Origin of the sequence: Streptomyces lienomycini (assembly GCF_027947595.1) — a bacterium.
GTDB classification, from domain to species: Bacteria; Actinomycetota; Actinomycetes; order Streptomycetales; family Streptomycetaceae; genus Streptomyces; species Streptomyces lienomycini.
Genome location: NZ_CP116257.1, coordinates 4,961,975 through 4,983,075, shown reverse-complemented (window position 1 = coordinate 4,983,075; position 21,101 = coordinate 4,961,975). Strand labels below are relative to the sequence as shown.

Here is a 21,101-nt window from a genome sequence, read left to right as displayed (position 1 = left end):
ACCAGACACCAAAGAAGGCTGATCATGGCCCCAGCACTCTCGTCGACGTCCAGCGCCGTCATCCTGAACATCAACGGCGAGAAGCACCAGCTGACCGTCGACCACCGCACCACCCTGCTCGACGCCCTGCGCGAGCGCCTCGATCTCACCGGGACCAAGAAGGGCTGCGACCAGGGACAGTGCGGCGCCTGCACCGTCCTGGTCGACGGGCGTCGCACCGTCTCCTGCCTGAACCTCGCCGTCGCCGCCGAGGGACGCGAGATCACCACCATCGAGGGCATGGCCGCGGGCGACCGGCTGCACCCGGTGCAGCAGGCATTCCTCGACGCCGACGGCTACCAGTGCGGCTACTGCACCCCGGGTCAGATCTGCTCGGCGATCGCCGTCATCGAGGAGCACGCGGCGGGCTGGCCCAGTGCCGCCACCGAGGACGTTCGGCCCGAGGCAGGCCCGCCACCCCTGACGCCGGACGAGATCCGCGAACGGATGAGCGGCAATCTGTGCCGCTGCGGTGCCTACGTCTCCATCGTCCAGGCGGTCGCCCGCGCGGCCGAGGCCCACGAGGCCGCGGCCCGGGACGACGACGGCGCCGGAGAACCGGCCGAGACGGTGAAGGAGACGGCGGCATGAGGGAGTTCGCATACCAGCGTGCCGAGGACGTCTCCGGCGCGGTGGCGCTGCTCGGCGCCGACCCGGACGCCCGCTTCCTCGGCGGCGGCACCAACCTCGTCGACCTCATGAAGACCGGCGTCGAACGCCCGGCCCGGCTCGTCGACGTCCGTGAACTCCCCCTGGACCGCGTCGAGGAGACCTCCGGCGGCGGCCTGCGCATCGGTGCCACCGTCACCAACAGCGACCTCGCCGCCCACCCCGAGGTGCGCCGCCGCTACCCGGCGCTGGCCCAGGCGGTCCTGGCCGGCGCCTCCGGACAGCTGCGCAACATGGCGACCGTCGGCGGCAACCTCCTCCAGCGCACCCGCTGCGGCTACTTCACCGACCTGAGCAGGCCCTGCAACAAGCGGGCCCCCGGCAGCGGCTGCTCCGCGATCACGGGCGAGCACCACAACCACGCCGTCCTGGGCGCCTCCGACCACTGCGTGGCCGTACACCCCTCGGACATGGGCGTGGCCCTCGCCGCGTTCGACGCCGTCGTCACCTACGAAACCCTCGACGGACCGGGCGAGTCGCCGCTCGCCGACTTCTACCTCCCCGTGGCGGACACCCCGCACCGGGAGACCGCCCTGCCGCCCGGCGCGCTGATCACCGGCGTCACCCTGCCGGCCGCCCCGGTCGCCGCCCGCTCCCGCTACCGCAAGGTGCGCGAGCGCGCCTCGTACGCCTTCGCGATCGGCTCGGTCGCCGCCGCGCTCGACATCGAGGACGGCATCGTACGCGAGGCCCGGCTGGCCCTCGGTGCGGTCGCCTCGCGGCCCTGGCGGGCCCGCGCGGCCGAGGCCGTCCTGGCCGGTGCACCGGCCGACGGCGAGACCTTCGCCGCCGCCGCGGACGCCGAACTCGCGGCCGCGAGGCCGCTGCCCGACAACGGATACAAGGTGACCCTCATGCGCAACCTCGTGGTGGCCGTCCTGACCGAACTCGCCGAGGAGGCCGCCCGATGACCACCGCCACGACCGGCCCCACGACGGCCGGCGGCGCCGTCGGCACCGCGCACACGCGCGTCGAGGGCCGCGACAAGGTGACCGGAGCGGCCCGCTACGCCGGCGAGATCCCCTTCGCCGACCTCGCGCACGGCTGGCTGGTGCTGTCGACCGTCGCACGCGGCCGCGTCCGCGCCATCGAGACCGAGCCCGTCCTCGCCATGCCCGGTGTGCTCGCCGTCCTGCACCACGGCAACGCCCCGCGCGTCGACACCGACTACATCGGCCTGCTGGGCATCCCGCCGGACCCGACCTCCGCCGTCTTCCAGCACGACCGGGTGCCGCATTCCGGCTGGCCCGTCGCCCTCGTCGTCGCCGGGACGCCGGAGCAGGCGCGGGAGGCCGCCGAGGCCCTCGTCGTCACCTACGACCAGGAACCGCACGACATCACACTCGTCGCCGACCACCCCGCCGCCTACCCGGCCGACGGGCACATGCCGGCCGAGACCGAGAAGGGCGACCTGGCGGCGGGACTCGCCGCGTCCGCCGTCGTGGTGGACGAGGAGTACACCACCCCCGAAGAGCACCACAGCATGATGGAGCCGCACGCCGCCACGGCCCGCTGGGACGGCGGCCGACTCGAGGTCGTCGACTCCAACCAGGGCACCACCTGGGTCCAGACCGAGCTGGCGAAGATGTTCTCCCTCGACGAGTCCGCGGTGCGGGTGCGTTCCGAACACATCGGCGGCGGCTTCGGCAGCAAGGGCCTGCGCGCCCACCAGGTCGCCGCCGTGATGGCCGCCACCGAGCTGCAGCGCCCGGTGCGGGTGGTCATGACGAGGCGCCAGATGTTCTCCCTCGCCGGGTACCGCAGCCCCACCGCCCAGCGCGTGCGGCTCGGCGCCGACGCCGACGGCCGGCTGCGCGCCCTGGAGCACCGCTCGCTGAACCAGACGTCCACCGTGTACGAGTTCGTCGAGCCCGGCGCCGGTGTCGCGCGGATCATGTACGACGCGGACGCGCACCGCACGGCCAACCACGTGGTACGCCTCGACGTGCCGTCGCCGACCTTCATGCGGGCGCCGGGCGAGGCGCCGGGCTCCTTCGCCATCGAGTCGGCGCTCGACGAACTCGCCGAGCGCTGCGGCCTCGACCCGATCGAACTGCGGCTGCGCAACGAGCCCGAGACCGGGCCGGTCTCCGGACAGCCCTTCAGCAGCCGCAACCTGGCCGCCTGCTTCCGCGAGGGCGCCCGCCGGTTCGGCTGGGCGGACCGCGACCCACGTCCCGGGGTACGCCGCGACGGGCGCTGGCTGCTCGGCACCGGGACGGCCGCGGCCTCCTTCCCCTCCGGCGCCGGACCTTCCACGGCCCTGCTGACCGCCGAGGCGGACGGGACCTTCACCGTGCGGATCGCCGCCGCCGACATCGGCACCGGCGCCCGCACCGCGCTCACCCTGGTCGCCGCCGACGCGCTGGAGGTCACGCCCGAGCGGGTCCGGGTCCGTATCGGGGACAGCGACTTCGGACCGGCGATGATCGCGGGCGGCTCGATGGGCACGCGCTCATGGGCATGGGCGATCACCGCGGGCGCCGCCGAACTGCGGGAGCGCCTCGCCCTCAGCACCGACATCCCCGCCGAGGGCATCACCGTGCGGTCCGACACCACCGAGGCCCTCGGCGGCCTCGCGCAGAAGGAACGGCACTCCTTCGGAGCGCAGTTCGCCGAGGTCGCCGTGGACACCGCCACCGGCGAGGTACGGGTGCGCCGCATGCTCGGCATCTTCGCCGCGGGCCGGATCGTCAACCCGCTCACCGCCCGCAACCAGCTCGTCGGCGGCATGGTCTGGGGCATCTCCATGGCCCTGCACGAGGAAGCCGTACGGGACCGGACGAGCGGCGGCCTCTATGCCCCCGACCTCGCCGGCTACCACGTGGCCACCAACGCCGACGTGGGCGACGTCCAGGCCGACTGGGTGGACGACCCCGACCCGGACGACCCGGTGGGCATCAAGGGCGTTGGCGAGATCGGCATCGTGGGGGCCGCGGCGGCCGTCGCCAACGCCGTCCGGCACGCCACCGGAGTCCGTCACCGAAACCTGCCGATCCGGCCCGACCGGGTGCTGTCGGCGGGGGCGCCCACGGCCGGGGACGGCACGGATGCTTGACATCGCCGACGAGCTGAACCGCTGGCTCGCGGACGGCCGGGAGTTCGCGGTCGCCACCGTCGTCTCCGTCGGCGGCAGCGCACCGCGCGGGCCCGGCGCCGCCCTCGCCGTCGACAGCGACGGCACGGTGATCGGCTCGGTCTCCGGCGGCTGCGTGGAGGGCGCCGTGTACGAGCTGTGCACCGACGCCCTGCACAGCGGCGAGAGCGTGCGCAGGCGGTTCGGCTACAGCGACGAGGACGCCTTCGCGGTCGGCCTGACCTGCGGCGGAATCATCGACGTACTGGTCACGCCGGTCGGCGCGCACGCGCCGTCGCGGGAGGTGCTCCGGGCGGCGCTGTCGACCGCCGCCCGGGGCGGAACCGCCGCCCTCGCACGGGTCGTCCAGGGCCCGTCCGACCTCCTGGGCCGGGCACTGCTGGTCCGTCCCGACGGCACCCACGAGGGCGGGCTCGGCGGCCACCCCGACCTGGACCGCACCGCGGCCGCCGAGGCGGGCGCCCTGCTGGACGTCGGACGCACCGCGACGGTCGGGCTCTCGGAGGACGGCTCGCACTGCCCCGGCGGGCTCACCCTGCTCGTAGAGTGCAGCGTGCCACCGCCCCGCATGATCGTCTTCGGTGCCGTCGACTTCGCCGCGGCGCTGGTGCGGGCCGGGAAGTTCCTCGGCCATCACGTCACCGTGTGCGACGCCCGGCCCGTCTTCGCCACACCGGCCCGCTTCCCGGAGGCCGACGAGGTCGTCGTCGACTGGCCGCACCGCTACCTGCGGCAGACCCGCACCGACGCACGCACGGTGCTGTGCGTCCTCACCCACGACGCGAAGTTCGACGTGCCGCTGCTGACGGAGGCGCTGCGCATGCCGGTCGCGTTCGTCGGCGCGATGGGCTCGCGCCGCACCCACGAGGACCGCGACCGACGGCTGCGCGAGGCGGGCCTGACCGAGGACGAGCTCTCGCGGCTGCGCTCACCGATCGGCCTGGACCTCGGCGCCCGGACCCCCGAGGAGACGGCGCTGTCCATCGCGGCGGAGATCGTCGCGGCCCGCCGCGGCGGAACGGGCGTCCCGCTCACGGGCGGGGCGGCACCGATCCACCGGGACCTGACGGGTGCGGCCGCCTGAGGGGCGGGTCGGGGACGCCGCCGGGGTCAGGGCAGCGCCGACTCGCCGGCCAGCCGGACCGAGCACTCCAGCATCATGGCGTGCACGAAGGCCTGCGGAAGATTGCCGCGCAACTGGCGCTGGCGCACGTCGTACTCCTCGGCGAACAGCCCGGGCGGTCCGCAGGCCGCCCGGGTGCGCTCGAACCAGCGGAACGCGCCGACCCGGTCGCCGACCCGGTGCGTGGCGAGCGCCATCGTGAAGCCGCAGAGCAGGAAGGCACCCTCCGCCTCGCCCAGCGAAGCCCCCGGATGCTCGAAGCGGAACAGGTACCCGTCCTCGGTCAGCCGGGACTCGACGTACTCGCGGGTGGCCGCTCCGTCGCCGTCGCCGAAGGAGCAGCCACGGGCCATCGGCACCAGCAGCGCGGCCTCGGGCCCGTCGTCGTCCTCGGCCCGCCGCCAGCGGCCGTCGTCCCGCAGACACCGGCGCCGAGTCTCCCGCAGCACGGTCTCGGCGAGGTCTGCGCAGCGGCGTCCCGCGGGTCCGGGCAGCACCTCGGCCATCCGCCGCAGACCGCACACCACGCTCAGCCGGGAGTGCGTCCACCACCGGTCCTCCAGCTCCCACAGACCGGCCTCCGGCTTCGGCCACCGCTGCTCGACGACGTCGACGGCGACGAGCGCGGCCCGTTCCGCCTCCTTGGTCAGCCGGTCGTGCGCGGCCGCCGCGGCGAACAGCTGCAACGCCTCACCGAAGGTGTCCAGCTGGAACTGGGCACCCGCGTCGTTGCCGACGTGGTCGGTGCCGCCGGGGTAGCCGGGCAGCCGCAGTGAGCGCTGCTCCCCGACGGGCCGCCCGTCGACCGTGTAGGCCGGGCGCACCCCGTCGCCGTCGGCGAGGATGCGCTCGGCGACGAAGCGGACCGCGTCGTCGACCAGAGGGTGGGGCCCGTGCGCGGCGACCGCGAGACCGGCGTAGCACTGGTCGCGCAGCCACGCGTAGCGGTAGTCGTAGTTGCGGCCGCTGTTGGCCCGCTCCGGCAGGGACGTCGTGGCGGCGGCGACCATGCCGCCCGAGACGCTGGTCAGCCCGTGCAGCACGGCGTACGCGTGCTTGGCGTCGCGGGGCGCGACCAGCCGCGAGCAGTCCGGGACGGCCCGCCGCCACTCCCGTTCCGTGGCCCGCCACAACGCGTCGGCGTCGAGCGGTTCGCCCTCCCGTCCTTCGGACAGCTCCAGTACCAGGTCGTGCGTCTCGCCCTCACGCAGCCGGAACTCGCCGCACAGCCCGGCCCCGTCCCGCCACACCGCGTCCGGGGCCCCGGCGAGCCGCATCCGCAGCCCCGCCGCCTCGGCGGTCCACACCCCGTGCTCCTGCCGGGGATCGCGCATCCGGGCCGCCCCGAACCCGGGCCGCGGGTCCAGGTCCAGGTTCAGCCGTGCCTCGCCCCGCTCCACCCGCATGCGGCGCAGCAGCACGAGCCGGTCGGTGCGGGCCGGCAGGGCCAGGGCCTCACGGCACTCGATCACGCAGTCGGCGGTCACCCACCGGCTGATCCGGATCAGCGTGCCCTCCTCGTAGGAGCCGCCCCAGACGTGCCAGGGATCCGCGGGCTCCACGGTGAAGTGGCCGGCTCCGCCGATCAGCGCGGAGAACACCGCGTCGTCGTGCCACCGCGGGGCGCACAGCCACACGATCCTGCCCCGCGGATCCAGGACCGCCCCCCGCTCGCCGTCGGCGAGCACGGCGTACTCGCGCAGCGCCCAGGGAGGGCAGGACATGTCCGGTGCCGCCGTGTGCTGATCGTCGCTGTCCTTGTCCTTCATGACGCTACGGCTATCCCGGCGCCGGTGGCCGAAACGGAGGCGTCCCCGGCGCGGCCGCCGCCCAGCCCGTGCTCGCCCAGCGGGCCCACCGCCAGCCCCGCCCCGCGGCAGTCGCGGACGATGCCGGGCAGGGCGCCGAGCGCGGCCCGCCAGCTGCCCGGGGCGGAGGCGTGGTCGGTGTCGTGGAGGAGGACCGTGCCGCCGCCGCGCAGGTCCGCGGCGACGGTCGCGCGGACCGAGGCGGGCGTGGCGTCCTGTCGCCAGTCCTTGCCCCACGCCGTCCACAGCACCGTCCGCAGCCCGGCCCGGCGGGCGGCCGCCCAGCGTCCGGAGGTGAGGATGCCGTAGGGCGGCCGGTACCAGTACGGGGCACGGCCGGCGGCCTCGCCCACCACCTGGACGGCCCGCTCCAGATCGCGCGTATCCCGCGTCGGCGACGGCCGCCAGGGCCGGTCGTGGGCCCAGCCGTGGACGGCGATCTCGTGCCCGCGCCGGACCAGCTCACGGGCCAGTGCGGGGTGCCGTGCGGCGTTCTCGCCCAGCACGAAGAACGTCGCCCGTACCCCGAGCCCGTCCAGTACGTCGAGGAAGTGCGGTGTGGACGCCGGATCGGGCCCGTCGTCGAAGGTCAGCGCGACATGGCCGGGACTGCCCTGCCCGGCCAGCCCCGGGAACCGGCGCCGGCGCAGCCCCGGCAGCCAGGTCGCGGCCGGCCCGACGTGGGCCAGTGCGGCGGCGAGCACCGGGGCGACGGCGTACACCGCCACTCCGGTGTGCAGCCCGGGTCGGGCGGTGACCGCCGTCCGTCCGGCGTGGGACGTCTGACGCATCCGTGGTGCCTCCGGTCCTTCGGTGTGCTCTGTCCCGGTGCTCTGTCCGTTCGTCCTCTCCCCGCCCGCGTGCGGCCGCTCGCCGCCTCACCCGCGCCCGGGTCCGTCCCGCGCCGCCGGGGCGGTGTCCCAGGCGCCGTGGACCGACGGTGCCCGGGCCAGCCCGATGCTCCCGAGGCCGATCAGTGCGACGCCGAGCAGCTCGGGCAGCACCCGCACCCCGAGCAGGATCTCCTCGCCGAACAGGGCCCAGCCCAGAGCGACGCTGGTCAGCGCGTCGCCGAGGGTCAGCGCGGGCTGCGAGGCCGCGAGGGTCCCCGCCCGCAGGGCGCTCTGCAACAGCAGGAAGCTGACCACGCCGACCACCGCCGTGGCGTACGGCGGCCACTGGGTCAGCACCTCGCCCACGCCCTGCGAAAGCCGTCCGGTGAGTTCCTTCAGCAGGGCCGCCGTGCCGCCGAACCCCACCGCCGACGCCGACCCGAACAGCGCGGCGCGGGGCGCACCGTGCACCAGGCTGCCGATCGAGGCGAAGGCCGTGATCAGGACGAACAGCGCCAGCCCCGCCCAGGCCCAGCGGCCCGCGGCGGCGGTGTCGTGGCCGGCCGAAGGCGACGCGGCGCCCAGGAACAGCGCGAGCCCCACGGCCAGGGCCGCGAACGCCAGCCAGGTCCGGGAGTCCGGACGCCGGTGGAAGACCGCGCTGCCGACCACCAGCGTGAACAGCAGTTCGCTGGCCATCAGCGGTTGGACGACGGCGAGACTGCCCACCGCCAGCGCGGCCGCCTGCAGCACCGTCGTCAGCGCGAGCAGCGCCGCTCCGCCGACCCAGTACCGGTCGCGCACCAGCCGCAGCAGTGAGCGCAGCGCCGTGTGCCTGGCCCCCGCCCGGTCCTCGTCCTGTGCCGCGGCCCGGCGCTGCAGCACCGACGCCGCAGCGTTGGACAGCGCCGCGAACAGGGCCAGGACGACGGTGAGGACACTCACCGCGGTGCGTTCCCGGTCATCCGAACCGCGCCGCCAGCCGCCGGTACAGACCCGGAGCCGCCCCACGCACCCGGCAGGGCAGCCGCAGCCAGGAGGGCACGTACACCTCGTCGCGGCCCCGCACCACCGCGTCGCGTACCGCGTCGGCCACGCGCTCCGGGGGAACCGGGCGCGGCCTGGACCGCCGGTAGGGGGTACCGCGCCGTTCGAAGAACGGGGTGTCGACGACACCGGGCACCACATGGGTGACCCCCACGCCGGTGCCCCGCAACTCGTAGCGCAGGGAGTCGGCGAAGGCACCGACCGCGGCCTTGGCGGCCGAGTACACGGCTTCGTCACGCACCGCGACGCTGCCTGCCAGCGATCCGATCAGCACCACGCGCCCCGAACCCGCCGCCACCATCCCCGGCAGCAGCAGCCGCACCAGGCGGAGCGTGGCCAGCACGTTGATGTCGAGGACCTCGTCGATGGTGTGCGGGGGCATGTCCAGGAACTCCCCGGCCCAGCCCACACCGGCTCCGGCCACCAGCAGGTCCACCCGGCCCGTCGTGGCCAGCGCGAAGTCGGTGAGCTGCCGGTCGGCGCCCGGCAGGGTGAGATCCGCGGCGAAGGCCGTGGCCGACGTGTCGTCGGCGATCCGGCGCAGCCGCACCGGGTCGCGTCCGGTGAGCACCAGCCGCCAGTCGTCCTCCTCACCCAGCCGGCGGGCCACGGCCGCGCCGATGCCGGAGGAGGCCCCCGTCACGAGCGCCGTGCGGGTCCTGGTGTCCCGGACGCCGGCGGGGTGACGCCGGGGCCTCGCGCGGTCCACGTCGGGGGCGACGACCTGCGGCCCGGGCGCGACGGACCGGGGGCGGGAGAACGCATGGACCATGGAGACCACCTTGGCTCGGGGCGGGCACCGGCAAGCGACCGACCGGGCGGTCGGACTCCGGCGTCCGGCCGGACGGGCGGTCACGGAGTATCCCGGGACGGCGCACCCGAAACGCCCGCTTGTGCGGTGGTTTGGAACCTACCCGTCGGGCAACCTGGTGCGCCGTGCATCCTCGCAGCTCATCAGCGCCCCGCCCGCCGGGTGTGCCGCCCGGTCCGCGGGACGGCAGACGTCTGCTGGTGATCAGCGCGAGCATGGGCGCGGGCCACGACACGGTCGCCGCCGAACTGGTCCGCCGGGCCCGGGAGCGCGGCGGCGACGCCCAGGTCGTCGACGTCCTCGCCCTGCTGCCGTACGGCCTGGGCGGTGCCCTCAGACGCTTCTACCGCGGGTCGGTACGCCACTTCCCGTGGGCGTACGCCGCCCTGTACCGCCTCTTCCTGCGCCCCGGCACGGGACCCCGCCCCAGCGGCACGCCCCTGGCCCGGCTCGCCGGCGGAAGGCTGCGCGAGCTGGCCGAGCGCACGGGCGCGGACGTGGTCGTGCCGGTCTTCCACCTGGGCGCCCAGCTGACCGGGCACCTGCGGGGCCGTGGGCTGCTGCCCGTGCCCAGCGTCGTCCTCGTGATCGACTTCGAGATCCACCGGCAGTGGCTGCACCCCGGCAACGACCACTGCCTGACCCTCACCGAGGACGCGGCACGCCAGGTGCGGGAGAGCACCGGCACGCCTGCGGAGACGTGCGGACCCGTCGTGGCCCCCGAGTACCTCGCCGACGCCCCGACGGCTCCGAGGGCGGCCGAGTGGCGGGAGCTGTTCGACCGGCTCGGTCGCGGGCGTCCCGCCGTGGTGCTGTCCGCCGGTGCCTGGGGCGTCGGCTCGCGCCTGGACGCCACCGTCCGGCTCCTGGCGGACCACGGCTTCCTGCCGGTCGTGCTCTGCGGCGACAACCGGCGGCTGCGCCGCGAACTCTCCCGCACACCGGGCGTCCTCGCCCTGGGCTGGGTGACGGACATGCCCGGACTGCTGCACGCCGCCCGCGCCCTGATCGACAACGCGGCCGGTCAGACCGCCGTACAGGCGCTCGCTGCCGGACTGCCGGTGGTGGGCCACCGCCCGATACCCGGCCACGGCGCCGACGGCGTCCGGCGGATGGCCGCGCTGGGGGTGTCGGAGGTCGCCGAGGACGGGACCGCGCTGCTCGACGCGTTGCGGCGACTCACCGCCCCGGGCCGGGAGCGGAGCCGGCGGATCGCCGCCGGACGCGCCCTGTTCACCGGGAACGCGGACGTCCTCACCCGGGTGACCGACCTCGCCGACGCCGCCCGCGCACGGCAGTGAGCAGGTGAGCACGCGCCCGTTTCCCCCGCCCGGACGCAGGGAACCCGCCCCGGAGCGCGAACCGGTGCGAGGAGGCGATGCCGTGCGGCTCGACGAGTTCCTGACCCGGGTCCGCGACCGCGGGGAGTTCCACAGCGACGACGAGGCCGAGCAGGTCACCCGTGCCGTCCTGTGGGTCGTCGCGTCCCGCGTCACCCCGGACGAGGCCGCCCGGCTGGCCTCCGACCTGCCCGCGCCCCTGGACGACGCGCTGCGCCTGGAGCGCGGGCGCCCCGAGTCCTTCGGCCGCCAGGAGTTCCTGCGCCGGGTGGCCCAGCAGACCGGCGCCCGGCCGCGCACCGCCGAGTGGGACGCGGGCGCCGTGCTCTCCACCCTCGCCGAAGCGGTGCCCCGCGAACGGGTCGATCGCCTGCTGGCACTGCTGCCCGCGGACTGCGCCGACCTCTTCGGTGGCCGGGCACCCCACTGAGCGCGACCGGGAGCGACCCCGCAGCCCACCGAGCCCGAGGAGGCACCATGACGGACGTTGAGCAGCGCTACACCGACGGGGAGGAGACACCTCTCGGCGGATACGCCGCGCTCGCGACGACCTTCGCCACGGGCGCCGCCGTGTTCGCGGCGACGGCGTGGCGCCGCGGGGTCCGGCTGCCGGAGACCGTCCCCGCCTGGGACGTGGCCCTGCTGGGGACGGCGACGTTCAAGGCCTCCCGGCTGCTGACCAAGGACAAGGTCACGAGCTTCCTGCGGGCACCGTTCACCAGCCGGGAGGGTCAGGGCAACGCCAACGAGGTGATGGACGCCGGGCGCGGCACCGGTCTGCGCCGCGCCGTCGGAGACCTGATCTCCTGCCCGTTCTGCACCTCCGCCTGGGTGGCCGGCGGACTCGTCGGCACCTACGCCGTCGCCCCCAGGGCGGGACGGCTGCTGTGCGCGGGGCTGAGCGCGGTCGTGCTCTCGGACTGGCTGCAGTACGCGTGGAGCCTCACGGCGCAGAAGGCGGAGGAGTGAGCGGGCGAAGCCCCGCAGGCCACCGGACCTCCGGGGCGGAGGAGCCGCTGACCGGGGAAGCGGCGGCCGACGGGCCGGTCAGTCGCGCTCGGCGCGCTCCGCCCGCTCCGCGTGCAGCTTCTTCACCCGGACCGCCTCCTTGCGCACGTCCGCCTGGACCGCCTGCTCCCGCTCCAGCCACTCCGGGCGCTCCTGCTTCAGCGCCTCGATCTGCTCCGTGGTGAGCGGCTCGGTGACCCCGCCGCGGTGCAGGCCCGCGATGGAGACGCCCAGCTTGGCCGCCACCACCGGACGCGGGTGCGGACCGTCGCGCCGCAGTTCGCGCAGCCACGCGGGCGGGTCGGCCTGAAGCGCGTTGAGTTCGCCGCGCGTGACCACGCCCTCCCGGAACTCGGCGGGTGCGGCCTCGAGGTACACACCCAACTTCTTCGCCGCGGTCGCGGGCTTCATGGTCTGGGTGTTCTGGTGCGACGTCATGCCGTCAAGGGTATCGATCGTGTGAGCGGCTCCCGACCACGCCCGGTAACCTGGCCGGGTGACAGGCTCGGAAGCGACCCCCTCGTTCCGGCTCGCGTACGTCCCGGGGGTGACGCCCGACAAATGGGTGCGCATCTGGAACGAGCGACTGCCGGACGTCCCCCTCTCCCTGACCCAGGTCCCCGCCCTCGGCGCGGCCGGGGCGCTGCTCGACGGCGACGCGGACGCCGGACTGGTGCGGCTGCCCGTCGACCGGACCGTGCTCAGCGCCATCCCGCTGTACACCGAGACCACGGTCGTGGTGATCCCCAGGGACCACCTCGTCACCGCGGCCGACGAGGTGTCCGTCGAGGACCTCGCCGAGGAGATCGTGCTGCACCCCCTGGACGACGTCCTCGGCTGGGACCGGCTGCCGGGCCGGCCCGCCCTGGAGCGACCGGCCACCACCGCGGACGCCGTCGAGCTGGTGGCGGCCGGGATCGGCGTGCTGCTCGTACCGCTGTCGCTGGCCCGGCTGCACCACCGCAAGGACCTCACGTACCGCACGGTCACCGACGCGCCCGGGTCGGGCGTGGCCCTGTCCTGGCCAGAGGACGCGCACACGGACCACGTCGAGGACTTCATCGGCATCGTCCGGGGCCGGACGGTCAACAGCACCCGGGGGCGGCAGCCCGACCCGGCGCCCGCGAAGGCCGGGCACGCCGGGGCGGCCACCGCCCGGCGCAAACCGGCGGCCGGGAAGCAGACCGGCGGACCCCGGCGCGGCGCCGGTGGCAACGCCAGGGGCGCCAGCGGCGGCAAGGGCAAGGGCGGCGGACGCGGCGGCAGGCCGCGCCACCGCTGACCCCGCCGGCCCCGCCCCGGTGGCCCGGCCCCGGGGGCGTCAGCGGACCGTCGGACTCGGCGTGGGCGGCGAGGTGTCGACGTCCAGCCCGGGCGGCGCGGTCAGCGAGAGCACCGGCTCGCCCGGCTGCGGAGCCGGCGGCGTGAGCTGCACCTTGGGCAGGCCCGGCGGGGCGGTCTGCTGGAAGTTGACCTGGTCGAAGTTGACCAGCCCGGTCTTCTCCAGCACCGTGATGTGGTCCAGGACGGTGTCGTTGGCCTGGTCGGCGAGCTGCCGGACCAGCGAGTTCTTGGTGTTGGCGCGGATGTTGGCGATGGCCGGGAAGATCTGGCCGTGCGTGATCCGCATGATGTTGACCGCCGTGGTGTCGAACTGCCTGCCCGTGGTCCCGTCCACGGTCGACACGAACTGCTGCTGCTGCGGGGATGCCAGGTTGGGCAGGGTGATACCCAGCTCCGGCGCGATCTTCCGGCAGGTCGCGTCCAGCCGGGAGTGCCCGACGACCAGGTGCTCGCCGGCCTCCTTCATCTCCGGCGTCGTCCCCCGCTCCATGGCCATCAGCCCCAGCGGGTGCTCCCACAGCCCCGCGGCGCGCACCTTCACCACGAAGTCCCGGTCCTGCTCGGTGAGCGGCCCGTACCGCGTGTTGGTGACGATCCTCGCCTGGTCGCTGCCCGCGTTCCGCACCCCGAGCATCGTCGGGTAGGCGAGTGCGGTGAGGGTGAGGACCAGGGCACCGGCCACGAAGGCGGTCCCTGCCGTGGTGCGCGTGATGCGCATCGTGCCTCCTGGGGCGCGGACAGGCTCGGACACCAGGAGGTACGGACACGGGCGGCGCCCTGATCACCTCCCCGGGTAAAGACTTGGTGTCGTCGGCCGGCACCGACCGGCCGGGTCAGGCGGCCCGTGTCTCCCGCACCAGCCAGTCGTGCGCCCTCCGCGCGGTGAACTCCTCCTGGCCCCCACGCAGGAGGAGCCCCGCGGTGGCGAACTCCGGGGCGTCGGCCTGCTCCGCGACGTACGGGATCGCGATGCAGCGCATCCCGGCCGCGTGCGCGGCGGCGGCACCGGGAGCGGCGTCCTCCAGGACCACGCAGCGGGCCGGGTCCGCCCCCAGCCGGCGGGCCGCCTCCAGGAAGACGTCCGGAGCGGGCTTGCCCTCTGCCACCTCGTCGGCCGAGACGACGGTGCGCAGGTGCGCGTCGAGGCCGGTGCGGGCGAGGATCGTGTCGATCGCCTCGGGCGACGAGCCCGAGGCCACCGCCATCGGCACGCCCTCGCCCGCCAGCAGCTCGACGAAGCTCCGCATCTCGGGGTAGGCGCGGGCCGAGGTGCGGGCCAGGTCCAGATAGTGCCGGTTCTTGACGGCGAGCAGCTCCTCCACCGGGGCCCGCAGGCCGTACCGCCGCCTCCAGTCGGCCACCGTCTCCCGGGTGCTGATGCCCACGTACGCCTCGTGGTCGGCCCAGGTGAAGTCAGGGACCCCGTACTCGGCGAGGGTCCGCCGGCCCGCCTCGTAGTAGTTCGGCTCGCTGTCCACGAGCGTTCCGTCGAGATCGAAGATGACCGAGATGCCGTTGAGCGTGCTCATGGGGTCCAGCATGCCAAGGGACTCGGGGGTCACTTCCGCGCCGTGCGCCCGATCGACTCCACGAGGGGGAGCAGCCGGTGCGGCACCCGCTCGCGCAGCGCCACCTCGCTGCGGGTGCGGACCACCCCGGGCAGGCTGATCAGCTTCTGCACCACGTCCTCCAGGTGGGCGTTGTCGCGGGCCACGACCCGGGTCAGCAGGTCCCCGCCACCGGTGATGGAGAACGCCTCGACGATCTCCGGCACGGCCGCCAGCGCCTCGCCCACCTCGTCCAGGTGGCCCTGGGTGACCTCGATGTGCACGAAGGCGAGTACCGGGTGCCCCAGCGCGGCGGGGGAGAGGGAGGGAGCGGTACCGGTGATCACACCGTCGCGCTCCAGGCGGTCCAGCCGGGCCTGCACGGTGCCGCGGGCGACCCCCAGGAGGCGGGCGTACTCGCGCACGCTGGTGCCCGGCTGTTGGAGCAGCAGCCGCAGGATGCGGGTGTCGAGTTCGTCGACGGCCATCGCGGGTACGGTCCCCTCTCGTCGGCCATTGGCTCGTCGGTGGCCAGGTGAATGCCGTGATCACTGTACCAATGGCCCACTCTGTCATCGCTCGGTTGAGCCACTGGTGGCAGAGATGCTCCTATAGACGTGTCGATGGCGCTGCGGACCCCGCGGCGCCTTTTGCGTGCGGCGACTTACGGACCCGTGGGCGTGAGTGAGTGAGGGGGCGGTCATCCGTGCTGAAGAAGGTGTTCGTGAGCCCGGACCCGGGACGGTCCCGGCTGCGGTTCGCCGCACGGGCCGTCCTCGGCATCGGGCTGGCCGTGGTGGTGTGCGGGCTGGCCGGCACCTCCCTGATCGGCGCGATCATCGGCGGGCTCGCCGCCCTGCTCGCGCTGTTCACCGTGACCGACGCCACCGTGCGGGGCCAGGCCGTCACCACCGCGCTGCTGCCGGTCGCCGGGCTGCCCGTGCTCACCGCCGCAGCCGCGCTGCACGGCCACCCCGTGGCCCGCGATCTCACCTTCCTCGCCGTCGTCGGCGCGGGCGTGTACGCGCGACGCTGGGGCCCGCGCGGCCACAGCCTCGGTGTGTTCGCCTTCATGACCTTCTTCATCGCCCAGTTCCTGCACGCGACCACGGGCCGGCTGCCCGAGATGTTCGCCGCCGTCCTGCTGTCCCTGGCCGCCGCCGCGGCGGTGCGCTTCGGCCTGTGGTGCTACGAGCGCCGCAGGACCGCGCCCGCCGCCCCCGCACCGGCCGCCGGGACCGGGCTCGCCCGCATCACCACCCGCCAGGCCGTGCAGGCCACCGCGGGCGCCGGTTTCGCCCTGGTAGCGGGTCAGCTGGTGTCCGGCGACCGCTGGTACTGGGCCGTCGGCGCCACCTGGTGGGTGTTCGTCAACACCACCTCGCGCGGTGAGACCCTGGTACGCGGCTTCCGCCGGGTCCTCGGCACGGTCGTCGGCATCGGCCTGGGCCTCCTGATCGCCGTCCCGGTGGCCGGGGCGCCGGTTCCCACCGCCGTGCTCGCCGCCGCCTGCGTCTTCGGCATCTTCTACACCGCCGCGGTCTCCTACACCTGGATGATGCTCTGCGTCACCCTGCTCGCCGAGCTGCTCTACGGGCTCCTCGGCGTCCTCAGCCCCGGCCTGCTCGCCCTGCGGCTCGCCGAGACCGGCGTGGGCGCGCTCGGCGCCGCACTCGCCGTGCTCCTCGTCCTGCCCGTCACCACGCACGCCGTCACCGACGCCTGGATCCAGCGCGCCCTGCGCTGCGTGCACGCCTGCACGGCCGAGGCCGCCGCCCGCCTCGCCGGGACCGAGGGCGCCGACCCGGCCCCGCGCGTGGCCGAACTGGAGCAGCTGCTCGGCCGGGTACGGCAGTCGGTCGCCCCGCTCGTGCACCCGCTGAGTCCGGTGTACGGCCGCAGGCGGCGTGCCCGGCGGGTCCTCGCCCTGCTCGACGACTGCGCCCGGGAGATCCGCGGACTGGTCGCCGTCGCCGCCGACCCCGAGGCCTCGCACGACGCGCGGCTGGCCGCCGCCTGCTGGCGTGTCGAGACCGCGGTCGAGGCACTCACCGGTGGTGGCGCCTCCCCCGCTCCCGGCTTCGCCCGAGCGGGAGGTACCCCCGTCGCGCGCGGGGGCGGCCCGCGCGCCGCCGAACCCGCGTTGGCCCACCTGCATGGCCTGGAGCACGCCCTCGCCGAACTCGCCGCACCCCTGCGCCCGTCCTCGGCCTCCCGACTGGCCGGCGCCTGACATCCCGCCCCGCGGCACCCGTTTGGTCTAGACCGCAGGTGATCGACTGCTACCGTCGCTGCGGGGCGGACGATCGGGTCGGCACTCGACGTGACGCCCACCGAGGCGGCAGGACGCGACGGCCGTACGAAGCGGGCAGGACGAAGCGGGACGAGAGGGGCAGCGGTGACGGACGGCGGCAGGCGGCAGCGGCGGGCATACATCGGGTCGTTCACGGCGGCCGGCGGCCCAGGGATCCTCACGGCGACCGTCGACCCCGGCAGCGGCGCCCTCACGGTCGTGAGCGGCACGGACCGCCTCGCGGACCCCTCCTACCTGGCCCTCGCCCCCGACGGCGACACGCTGTACGCCGTCAGCGAGACGGCCGAGGGCGCGGTGGCCGCCTACCGCGTGAGCGGGGACAAACCCGAGCCCACCGGGCGGCCGGTGCCCGTCGGGGGCGACGGCCCGACCCACCTCAGCCTGTACGCCGGGCACGTGCTGACCGCCAACTACGGCTCCGGCACCGTCACCGCCGTGCCGGTGCGCGCCGACGGCACCCTCGCCCGGTCCGCGTCCGGCGTCCTGCGGCACACCGGCTCCGGCCCGCACGCCCAGCGGCAGCAGGGACCGCACGCCCACCAGGTGCGTCCCGACCCCAGCGGGCGGTGGGCCGTCAGCGTCGACCTCGGCACCGACTCGGTGCGGGTCTGCACCCTGGCCGACGGTGTCCCGGCCGTGCACCGCGAGATCGCGCTGCGCCCCGGGTCGGGCCCCCGGCACCTCGCCTTCCACCCCGACGGTTCCCGCGCCTACATCGCCAACGAACTGGCGCCCACCGTGACCGTCTGCCACTGGGACGCCGCCGAGGGCGTGCTCAAGCCCCACACCGAGGTACCGGTGCTGCCGCAGGCTCCGGCGGGCGACGCCTACCCGTCCGGCATCGCCGTCTCGCCCGACGGCCGCTTCGTGTGGACCGCGACCCGCGGCGAGGACGTCCTGTCCGTGTTCTCCGTCGAGCCGGACGGGCTGCGGCTGTCCGCCACCGTGCCCTGCGGCGGGCACTGGCCCCGCGAGATCACCGTCTCGGACGGCGTCCTGTACGCGGCCAACGAACGCTCCGGAGACGTCACCTGGTTCGCCCTCGACCCGGCCACCGGCATCCCCCGGCGCACGGGTTCCCTGTCGGTCCCGGCAGCCTCCTGCGTGGTCCTCGCCCCCGCATAGCCGCGGGCGGTCGTGCCGACCCCGTGTCTCAACGGTCTGGGAGCGGGGCGGCACGGGCGGGCGCCCCGGCACCCTCCGGAGCCCGGCGCCGCGTCCCCCGAGGAGGGGGCGCGACGCCGAAGGGGCCCGCTCCTGACCGGGAGCGGGCCCCTTCGCACGTCTAGCGGCGCACGCGCACAGGCACGCGCTGCGCCCACGTCACTGAACCGGCGCCCCCTGCGCCTGCTGGGGCGAGATGCCGAGCGCCGTCGTGTACTTGGCCAGCGCCAGCTTGCCGATCGCCGGGTACGGGCCGAGGGGCTCGGCGGTGGAGCAGCCCGCCTCCTTGGCCGCCTCCTCCAGCACGGACGCCTCGATCTCCGGGCCGACCAGATACGGTGCGAGCGCCAGCTGCTGGGAGCCCGAGGACCGCAGCTGCTCGGCCACGGACGCGATCGAGCCCTCCTCGTCCAGCGCCGCCGCGATCACCGGCACGGCGAGGCGCGCGGCGAGCAGCATGCCGGTGATCCCGGCCGCCTGGACGGCCTCGTCGCCACCCACGGAGGCCAGGATGATGCCGTCCGCGGCGGTCGCAACGGTGAACAGCCGGGCGCGGTCGGCACGGGCCAGACCGGCCTCGGAGAGCCGCACGTGCAGCGCCTCGGCCAGCAGCGGGTGCGGCCCGAGCACGTCGGTCAGCTCGGCCGCGATCCTGCTGTCCATCACGGCCTGCCGGATCCGGCGCAGCAGCGCGTTGTCCGGCCCGGCCAGCAGCGGCACGACGACGGCGACGGGGCCCTCGGGCTCCTTCACGTCCAGGCCGGCGGCGCGCGCCTGCTCGAAGCGGGCGGTGCGCTCCTCCGCCGCGTGCGCGAGCACCGTCGACAGTGACAGGAACTCGGTGTCGTCCCCGTCGAGGTGGCCGATCCGGGCGTCGAGCCCGGGCAGCTCGGAACGGGCGATGCTGATGACCTCGTCGGCGAGGCCCCGGGTGGCGCTACTGGGCGTCCCCGGCACCGCGAGGACAAGCGCCGGCGCGCCCTCGGGAGCCACCAGGGGTTCGGGACGGCGGTGCCGTCCGGGCTGGCGGGGGCGCGGCATTCGTACAGGCAGGCCGGACGCGGGCCCAGTGGGGGAGCTCATGGCGCCGCATGTTACTGGTTTCCGGGGTTTCCCTGTTCGGGGAGGGTGCGGCTGAGCGGTATCCGTCCGGTTTTGTCTGATGAGTGATGTACGGATCGGCCGACATCGGCACGATTCACCTCACCGTCGGATCACGGTCCGACCGGTCCGGGGCCACCCGGCACGGTCGTCACCCACAGCATCCTCTCGTCACTCGGAAGGGCGAGCGAGCCGGTCGCCAGACCGGTCGCGATCCGGACCGCGCCGTCCAAGGGACCACCCTCCGCGACCGTCCACCGCGCCCGCGGCAGTCGCTTCGCCAACTCCTCGCTCAGCGGCACGAGGAGCGGATCGCCCATCCGCAGCAGCCCGCCGGTGACCGCGACGCGCGGCTCGCCGCCGGCCGGGCAGACCGCCGCGGCCGAGTCGGCCAGGTGCCGGGCGGCGGCGCGCAGGATCCCCGCGGCGACGGGGTCGTCGGCCGCGCAGGCGGCCACCTCCGGCGCGAAGGAGCCGAGGACGGCGGGACGGTCCGCACGCGGATAGACCTGCCCGGGCAGCCCCGCCGCCGGGCCGAAGCGCTCCTCGGCCCGGGCCAGCAGCGGCGCCGAGCCGCCCTCCCGTCCGTCGTGGCGGCGCAGCGCCGCCTCGAGACCGGCCCGCCCGATCCAGGCGCCGCTGCCGCAGTCGCCCAGCAGATGGCCCCAACCGTCCGCCCGGCGCCAGCGGGTGAGGTCGGTGCCGACGGCGATCAGACCGGTGCCGGCGGCCACCACCGCGCCGGCCCGCGGACCGAGGGCGCCCACGTACGCGGTCACGGCGTCGGCGGCCAGCGCGACCGTGCGCACGCCCAGCTCCCGGGCCAGCGCACCCGGCAGTTCGGCGCGCAGGGCGTCGCCCAGCGTGGCCAGCCCGGCAGCACCCACGACGACCGTGCCGAACCCGGTCACGCCGGTCTCGTCGCTCAAGGCCCTGGCCATGGGCAGCAGTTGCCCCATGAGGTGCCCGGGGTCGATCCCGCGCGGACCGGTGCGGACGGGCTCTGGGGAGTCACGCCGGGCGAGCGGGCCGTGCCCGTCGCCGTCGGTGGTGCCGACGACGGCGCGCAGCCCCGAGCCGCCCGAGTCCACGGCCAGGAAGCCGGTGCTCACGGCAGCCGCCAGTCGACCGGCTGACCTCCCAGTCGCATCAGCAGGTCGTTGGCCCGGCTGAACGGGCGGGAGCCGAAGAATCCCCGGTCGGCCGACATCGGCGACGGGTGCGCGGACTCCACGGACGGCAGGTCGCCGAGCAGCGGCCGCAGATTGCGGGCGTCACGGCCCCAGAGGATGGACACCATCGGCTTGCCGCGCGCCGCGAGCGCCCGGATCGCCTGTTCGGTGACCTCCTCCCAGCCCTTGCCGCGGTGTGCGGCGGGTTTGCGCGGGGCCGTGGTGAGCGCCCGGTTGAGCAGCAGCACGCCCTGCTGTGTCCAGGGCGTCAGGTCCCCGCTGGAGGGCTGCGGAAGGTTCAGGTCGGTGTTCAGCTCCCGGAAGATGTTGAGGAGGCTGCCGGGCAGCGGACGTACCTCGGGGGCGACGGAGAACGACAGCCCCACCGCGTGTCCCGGGGTCGGGTACGGGTCCTGTCCGACGATCAGGACCCGGACGTCGTCGAAGGGTTGCTGGAAGGCCCGCAGGACGTTGGCCCCGGCCGGGAGGTAGGTGCGTCCGGCGGCGATCTCCGCGCGCAGGAACTCACCCATCGAGGTGATTTGTCCGGCAACGGGTTCCAGGGCCGTCGCCCAGCCCGCTTCGACGATTTCGTTCAAGGGTCGTGGTGCCACGGGCGTCACCCTACTGCCGTACGGGTGCCGCCGATCAACCGGTGGCCGAGACCGGTCCCCCCTGTCCGGT

21 protein-coding genes are annotated in these 21,101 nt (G+C 75.1%); 10 read left to right on the top strand and 11 right to left on the bottom strand.

What is annotated here, in order from left to right; genetic code table 11:
* Positions 1-24 precede the first annotated feature (24 nt).
* Genes BJ961_RS22630 through BJ961_RS22615 form a run of 4 tightly spaced genes read left to right on the top strand, consistent with a single transcriptional unit; the run spans position 25 to position 4,889 of the window.
* Complete coding sequence (locus BJ961_RS22630; protein ID WP_271414639.1) at positions 25-630, top strand: 2Fe-2S iron-sulfur cluster-binding protein; 606 nt, start codon at positions 25-27, stop codon at positions 628-630.
* Positions 627-1,619 carry an FAD binding domain-containing protein gene (locus BJ961_RS22625; RefSeq protein ID WP_271414638.1) on the top strand — a complete coding sequence of 331 codons (993 nt, stop codon included), beginning with the start codon at positions 627-629 and terminating at the stop codon, positions 1,617-1,619. The genes BJ961_RS22630 and BJ961_RS22625 overlap by 4 nt, the downstream gene beginning before the upstream one ends.
* A complete protein-coding gene (locus BJ961_RS22620) occupies positions 1,616-3,766 on the top strand; it encodes a xanthine dehydrogenase family protein molybdopterin-binding subunit (RefSeq protein ID WP_271414637.1) in 2,151 nt (716 codons plus the stop codon). Before BJ961_RS22625 ends, BJ961_RS22620 begins: the two co-directional genes overlap by 4 nt.
* Positions 3,759-4,889 (top strand): XdhC family protein, encoded by a 1,131-nt coding sequence (locus BJ961_RS22615; RefSeq protein ID WP_271414636.1) that lies wholly within the window; start codon positions 3,759-3,761, stop codon positions 4,887-4,889. Before BJ961_RS22620 ends, BJ961_RS22615 begins: the two co-directional genes overlap by 8 nt.
* A 26-nt stretch (positions 4,890-4,915) precedes the next feature.
* Here the strand turns inward: BJ961_RS22615 and BJ961_RS22610 are convergent, their stop codons facing one another.
* The 4 genes from BJ961_RS22610 to BJ961_RS22595 all read right to left on the bottom strand — a co-directional run bounded on the left by BJ961_RS22610 (position 4,916) and on the right by BJ961_RS22595 (position 9,388).
* Positions 4,916-6,697, bottom strand: a complete 1,782-nt coding sequence (locus tag BJ961_RS22610; RefSeq protein WP_271414635.1) for a glycoside hydrolase family 15 protein — start codon at positions 6,695-6,697, stop codon at positions 4,916-4,918.
* Positions 6,694-7,458 (bottom strand): polysaccharide deacetylase family protein, encoded by a 765-nt coding sequence (locus tag BJ961_RS22605; protein ID WP_271417132.1) that lies wholly within the window; start codon positions 7,456-7,458, stop codon positions 6,694-6,696. Before BJ961_RS22605 ends, BJ961_RS22610 begins: the two co-directional genes overlap by 4 nt.
* A 156-nt stretch (positions 7,459-7,614) precedes the next feature.
* Positions 7,615-8,514: a DMT family transporter gene (locus BJ961_RS22600; RefSeq protein WP_271414634.1), complete on the bottom strand. Its 900-nt coding sequence runs from the start codon at positions 8,512-8,514 to the stop codon at positions 7,615-7,617.
* A 16-nt stretch (positions 8,515-8,530) separates the two neighbouring features.
* Positions 8,531-9,388, bottom strand: a complete 858-nt coding sequence (locus tag BJ961_RS22595; RefSeq protein ID WP_271414633.1) for an SDR family NAD(P)-dependent oxidoreductase — start codon at positions 9,386-9,388, stop codon at positions 8,531-8,533.
* 239 nt (positions 9,389-9,627) lie between these two features.
* Between BJ961_RS22595 and BJ961_RS22590 the strand changes: the two genes are divergently transcribed.
* From BJ961_RS22590 to BJ961_RS22580, 3 genes are all read left to right on the top strand, one after another.
* Complete coding sequence (locus BJ961_RS22590) at positions 9,628-10,728, top strand: MGDG synthase family glycosyltransferase (RefSeq protein WP_408648682.1); 1,101 nt, start codon at positions 9,628-9,630, stop codon at positions 10,726-10,728.
* 82 nt (positions 10,729-10,810) lie between these two features.
* Positions 10,811-11,197, top strand: coding sequence for a DUF2267 domain-containing protein (locus BJ961_RS22585; RefSeq protein WP_271414632.1), 387 nt, complete (start codon positions 10,811-10,813; stop codon positions 11,195-11,197).
* Between the two features lie 47 nt (positions 11,198-11,244).
* The gene (locus BJ961_RS22580; protein WP_271414631.1) at positions 11,245-11,736 is read left to right on the top strand and encodes a DUF1360 domain-containing protein; all 492 of its coding nucleotides are present in this window, start codon (positions 11,245-11,247) and stop codon (positions 11,734-11,736) included.
* A 78-nt stretch (positions 11,737-11,814) separates the two neighbouring features.
* Here the strand turns inward: BJ961_RS22580 and BJ961_RS22575 are convergent, their stop codons facing one another.
* Positions 11,815-12,213 carry a DUF5997 family protein gene (locus BJ961_RS22575; RefSeq protein WP_271414630.1) on the bottom strand — a complete coding sequence of 133 codons (399 nt, stop codon included), beginning with the start codon at positions 12,211-12,213 and terminating at the stop codon, positions 11,815-11,817.
* 58 nt (positions 12,214-12,271) lie between these two features.
* Here BJ961_RS22575 and BJ961_RS22570 point away from each other — a divergent pair, with 58 nt between their 5' ends.
* Positions 12,272-13,057, top strand: a complete 786-nt coding sequence (locus tag BJ961_RS22570) for a LysR family substrate-binding domain-containing protein (protein WP_271414629.1) — start codon at positions 12,272-12,274, stop codon at positions 13,055-13,057.
* Between the two features lie 39 nt (positions 13,058-13,096).
* Here BJ961_RS22570 and BJ961_RS22565 read toward each other — a convergent pair whose 3' ends face one another.
* The 3 genes from BJ961_RS22565 to BJ961_RS22555 form a co-directional block, all read right to left on the bottom strand.
* Positions 13,097-13,837 (bottom strand): DUF4142 domain-containing protein, encoded by a 741-nt coding sequence (locus tag BJ961_RS22565; RefSeq protein ID WP_271414628.1) that lies wholly within the window; start codon positions 13,835-13,837, stop codon positions 13,097-13,099.
* 115 nt (positions 13,838-13,952) lie between these two features.
* Positions 13,953-14,648 (bottom strand): HAD family hydrolase, encoded by a 696-nt coding sequence (locus BJ961_RS22560; protein WP_271414627.1) that lies wholly within the window; start codon positions 14,646-14,648, stop codon positions 13,953-13,955.
* A gap of 29 nt (positions 14,649-14,677) precedes the next feature.
* Positions 14,678-15,154 carry an Lrp/AsnC family transcriptional regulator gene (locus BJ961_RS22555; RefSeq protein WP_271414626.1) on the bottom strand — a complete coding sequence of 159 codons (477 nt, stop codon included), beginning with the start codon at positions 15,152-15,154 and terminating at the stop codon, positions 14,678-14,680.
* Positions 15,155-15,372: 218 nt separating this feature from the next.
* Between BJ961_RS22555 and BJ961_RS22550 the strand changes: the two genes are divergently transcribed.
* Together BJ961_RS22550 and BJ961_RS22545 are read left to right on the top strand one after the other, a co-directional pair.
* Positions 15,373-16,899, top strand: a complete 1,527-nt coding sequence (locus BJ961_RS22550) for an FUSC family protein (RefSeq protein WP_271414625.1) — start codon at positions 15,373-15,375, stop codon at positions 16,897-16,899.
* Between the two features lie 165 nt (positions 16,900-17,064).
* Positions 17,065-18,105: a lactonase family protein gene (locus BJ961_RS22545; protein ID WP_271414624.1), complete on the top strand. Its 1,041-nt coding sequence runs from the start codon at positions 17,065-17,067 to the stop codon at positions 18,103-18,105.
* Positions 18,106-18,303: 198 nt separating this feature from the next.
* Here the strand turns inward: BJ961_RS22545 and BJ961_RS22540 are convergent, their stop codons facing one another.
* The 3 genes from BJ961_RS22540 to BJ961_RS22530 all read right to left on the bottom strand — a co-directional run bounded on the left by BJ961_RS22540 (position 18,304) and on the right by BJ961_RS22530 (position 21,031).
* Positions 18,304-19,227: a sirohydrochlorin chelatase gene (locus BJ961_RS22540; RefSeq protein WP_271414623.1), complete on the bottom strand. Its 924-nt coding sequence runs from the start codon at positions 19,225-19,227 to the stop codon at positions 18,304-18,306.
* A gap of 131 nt (positions 19,228-19,358) precedes the next feature.
* Positions 19,359-20,357, bottom strand: coding sequence for an N-acetylglucosamine kinase (locus BJ961_RS22535; protein ID WP_271414622.1), 999 nt, complete (start codon positions 20,355-20,357; stop codon positions 19,359-19,361).
* On the bottom strand, positions 20,354-21,031 hold the full coding sequence (locus tag BJ961_RS22530; protein ID WP_271414621.1) for a uracil-DNA glycosylase: 678 nt from the start codon (positions 21,029-21,031) through the stop codon (positions 20,354-20,356). The genes BJ961_RS22535 and BJ961_RS22530 overlap by 4 nt, the downstream gene beginning before the upstream one ends.
* Positions 21,032-21,101: the final 70 nt, after the last annotated feature.

Coding starts and splice junctions, on each gene's coding strand:
- BJ961_RS22630 (WP_271414639.1), top strand. CDS start 25: ATGGCCCCAGCACTCTCGTCGACGTCCAGCGCCGTCATCCTGAACATC.
- BJ961_RS22625 (WP_271414638.1), top strand. CDS start 627: ATGAGGGAGTTCGCATACCAGCGTGCCGAGGACGTCTCCGGCGCGGTG.
- BJ961_RS22620 (WP_271414637.1), top strand. CDS start 1,616: ATGACCACCGCCACGACCGGCCCCACGACGGCCGGCGGCGCCGTCGGC.
- BJ961_RS22615 (WP_271414636.1), top strand. CDS start 3,759: ATGCTTGACATCGCCGACGAGCTGAACCGCTGGCTCGCGGACGGCCGG.
- BJ961_RS22610 (WP_271414635.1), bottom strand. CDS start 6,697: ATGAAGGACAAGGACAGCGACGATCAGCACACGGCGGCACCGGACATG.
- BJ961_RS22595 (WP_271414633.1), bottom strand. CDS start 9,388: ATGGTCCATGCGTTCTCCCGCCCCCGGTCCGTCGCGCCCGGGCCGCAG.
- BJ961_RS22580 (WP_271414631.1), top strand. CDS start 11,245: ATGACGGACGTTGAGCAGCGCTACACCGACGGGGAGGAGACACCTCTC.
- BJ961_RS22575 (WP_271414630.1), bottom strand. CDS start 12,213: ATGACGTCGCACCAGAACACCCAGACCATGAAGCCCGCGACCGCGGCG.
- BJ961_RS22565 (WP_271414628.1), bottom strand. CDS start 13,837: ATGCGCATCACGCGCACCACGGCAGGGACCGCCTTCGTGGCCGGTGCC.
- BJ961_RS22560 (WP_271414627.1), bottom strand. CDS start 14,648: ATGAGCACGCTCAACGGCATCTCGGTCATCTTCGATCTCGACGGAACG.
- BJ961_RS22555 (WP_271414626.1), bottom strand. CDS start 15,154: ATGGCCGTCGACGAACTCGACACCCGCATCCTGCGGCTGCTGCTCCAA.
- BJ961_RS22540 (WP_271414623.1), bottom strand. CDS start 19,227: ATGAGCTCCCCCACTGGGCCCGCGTCCGGCCTGCCTGTACGAATGCCG.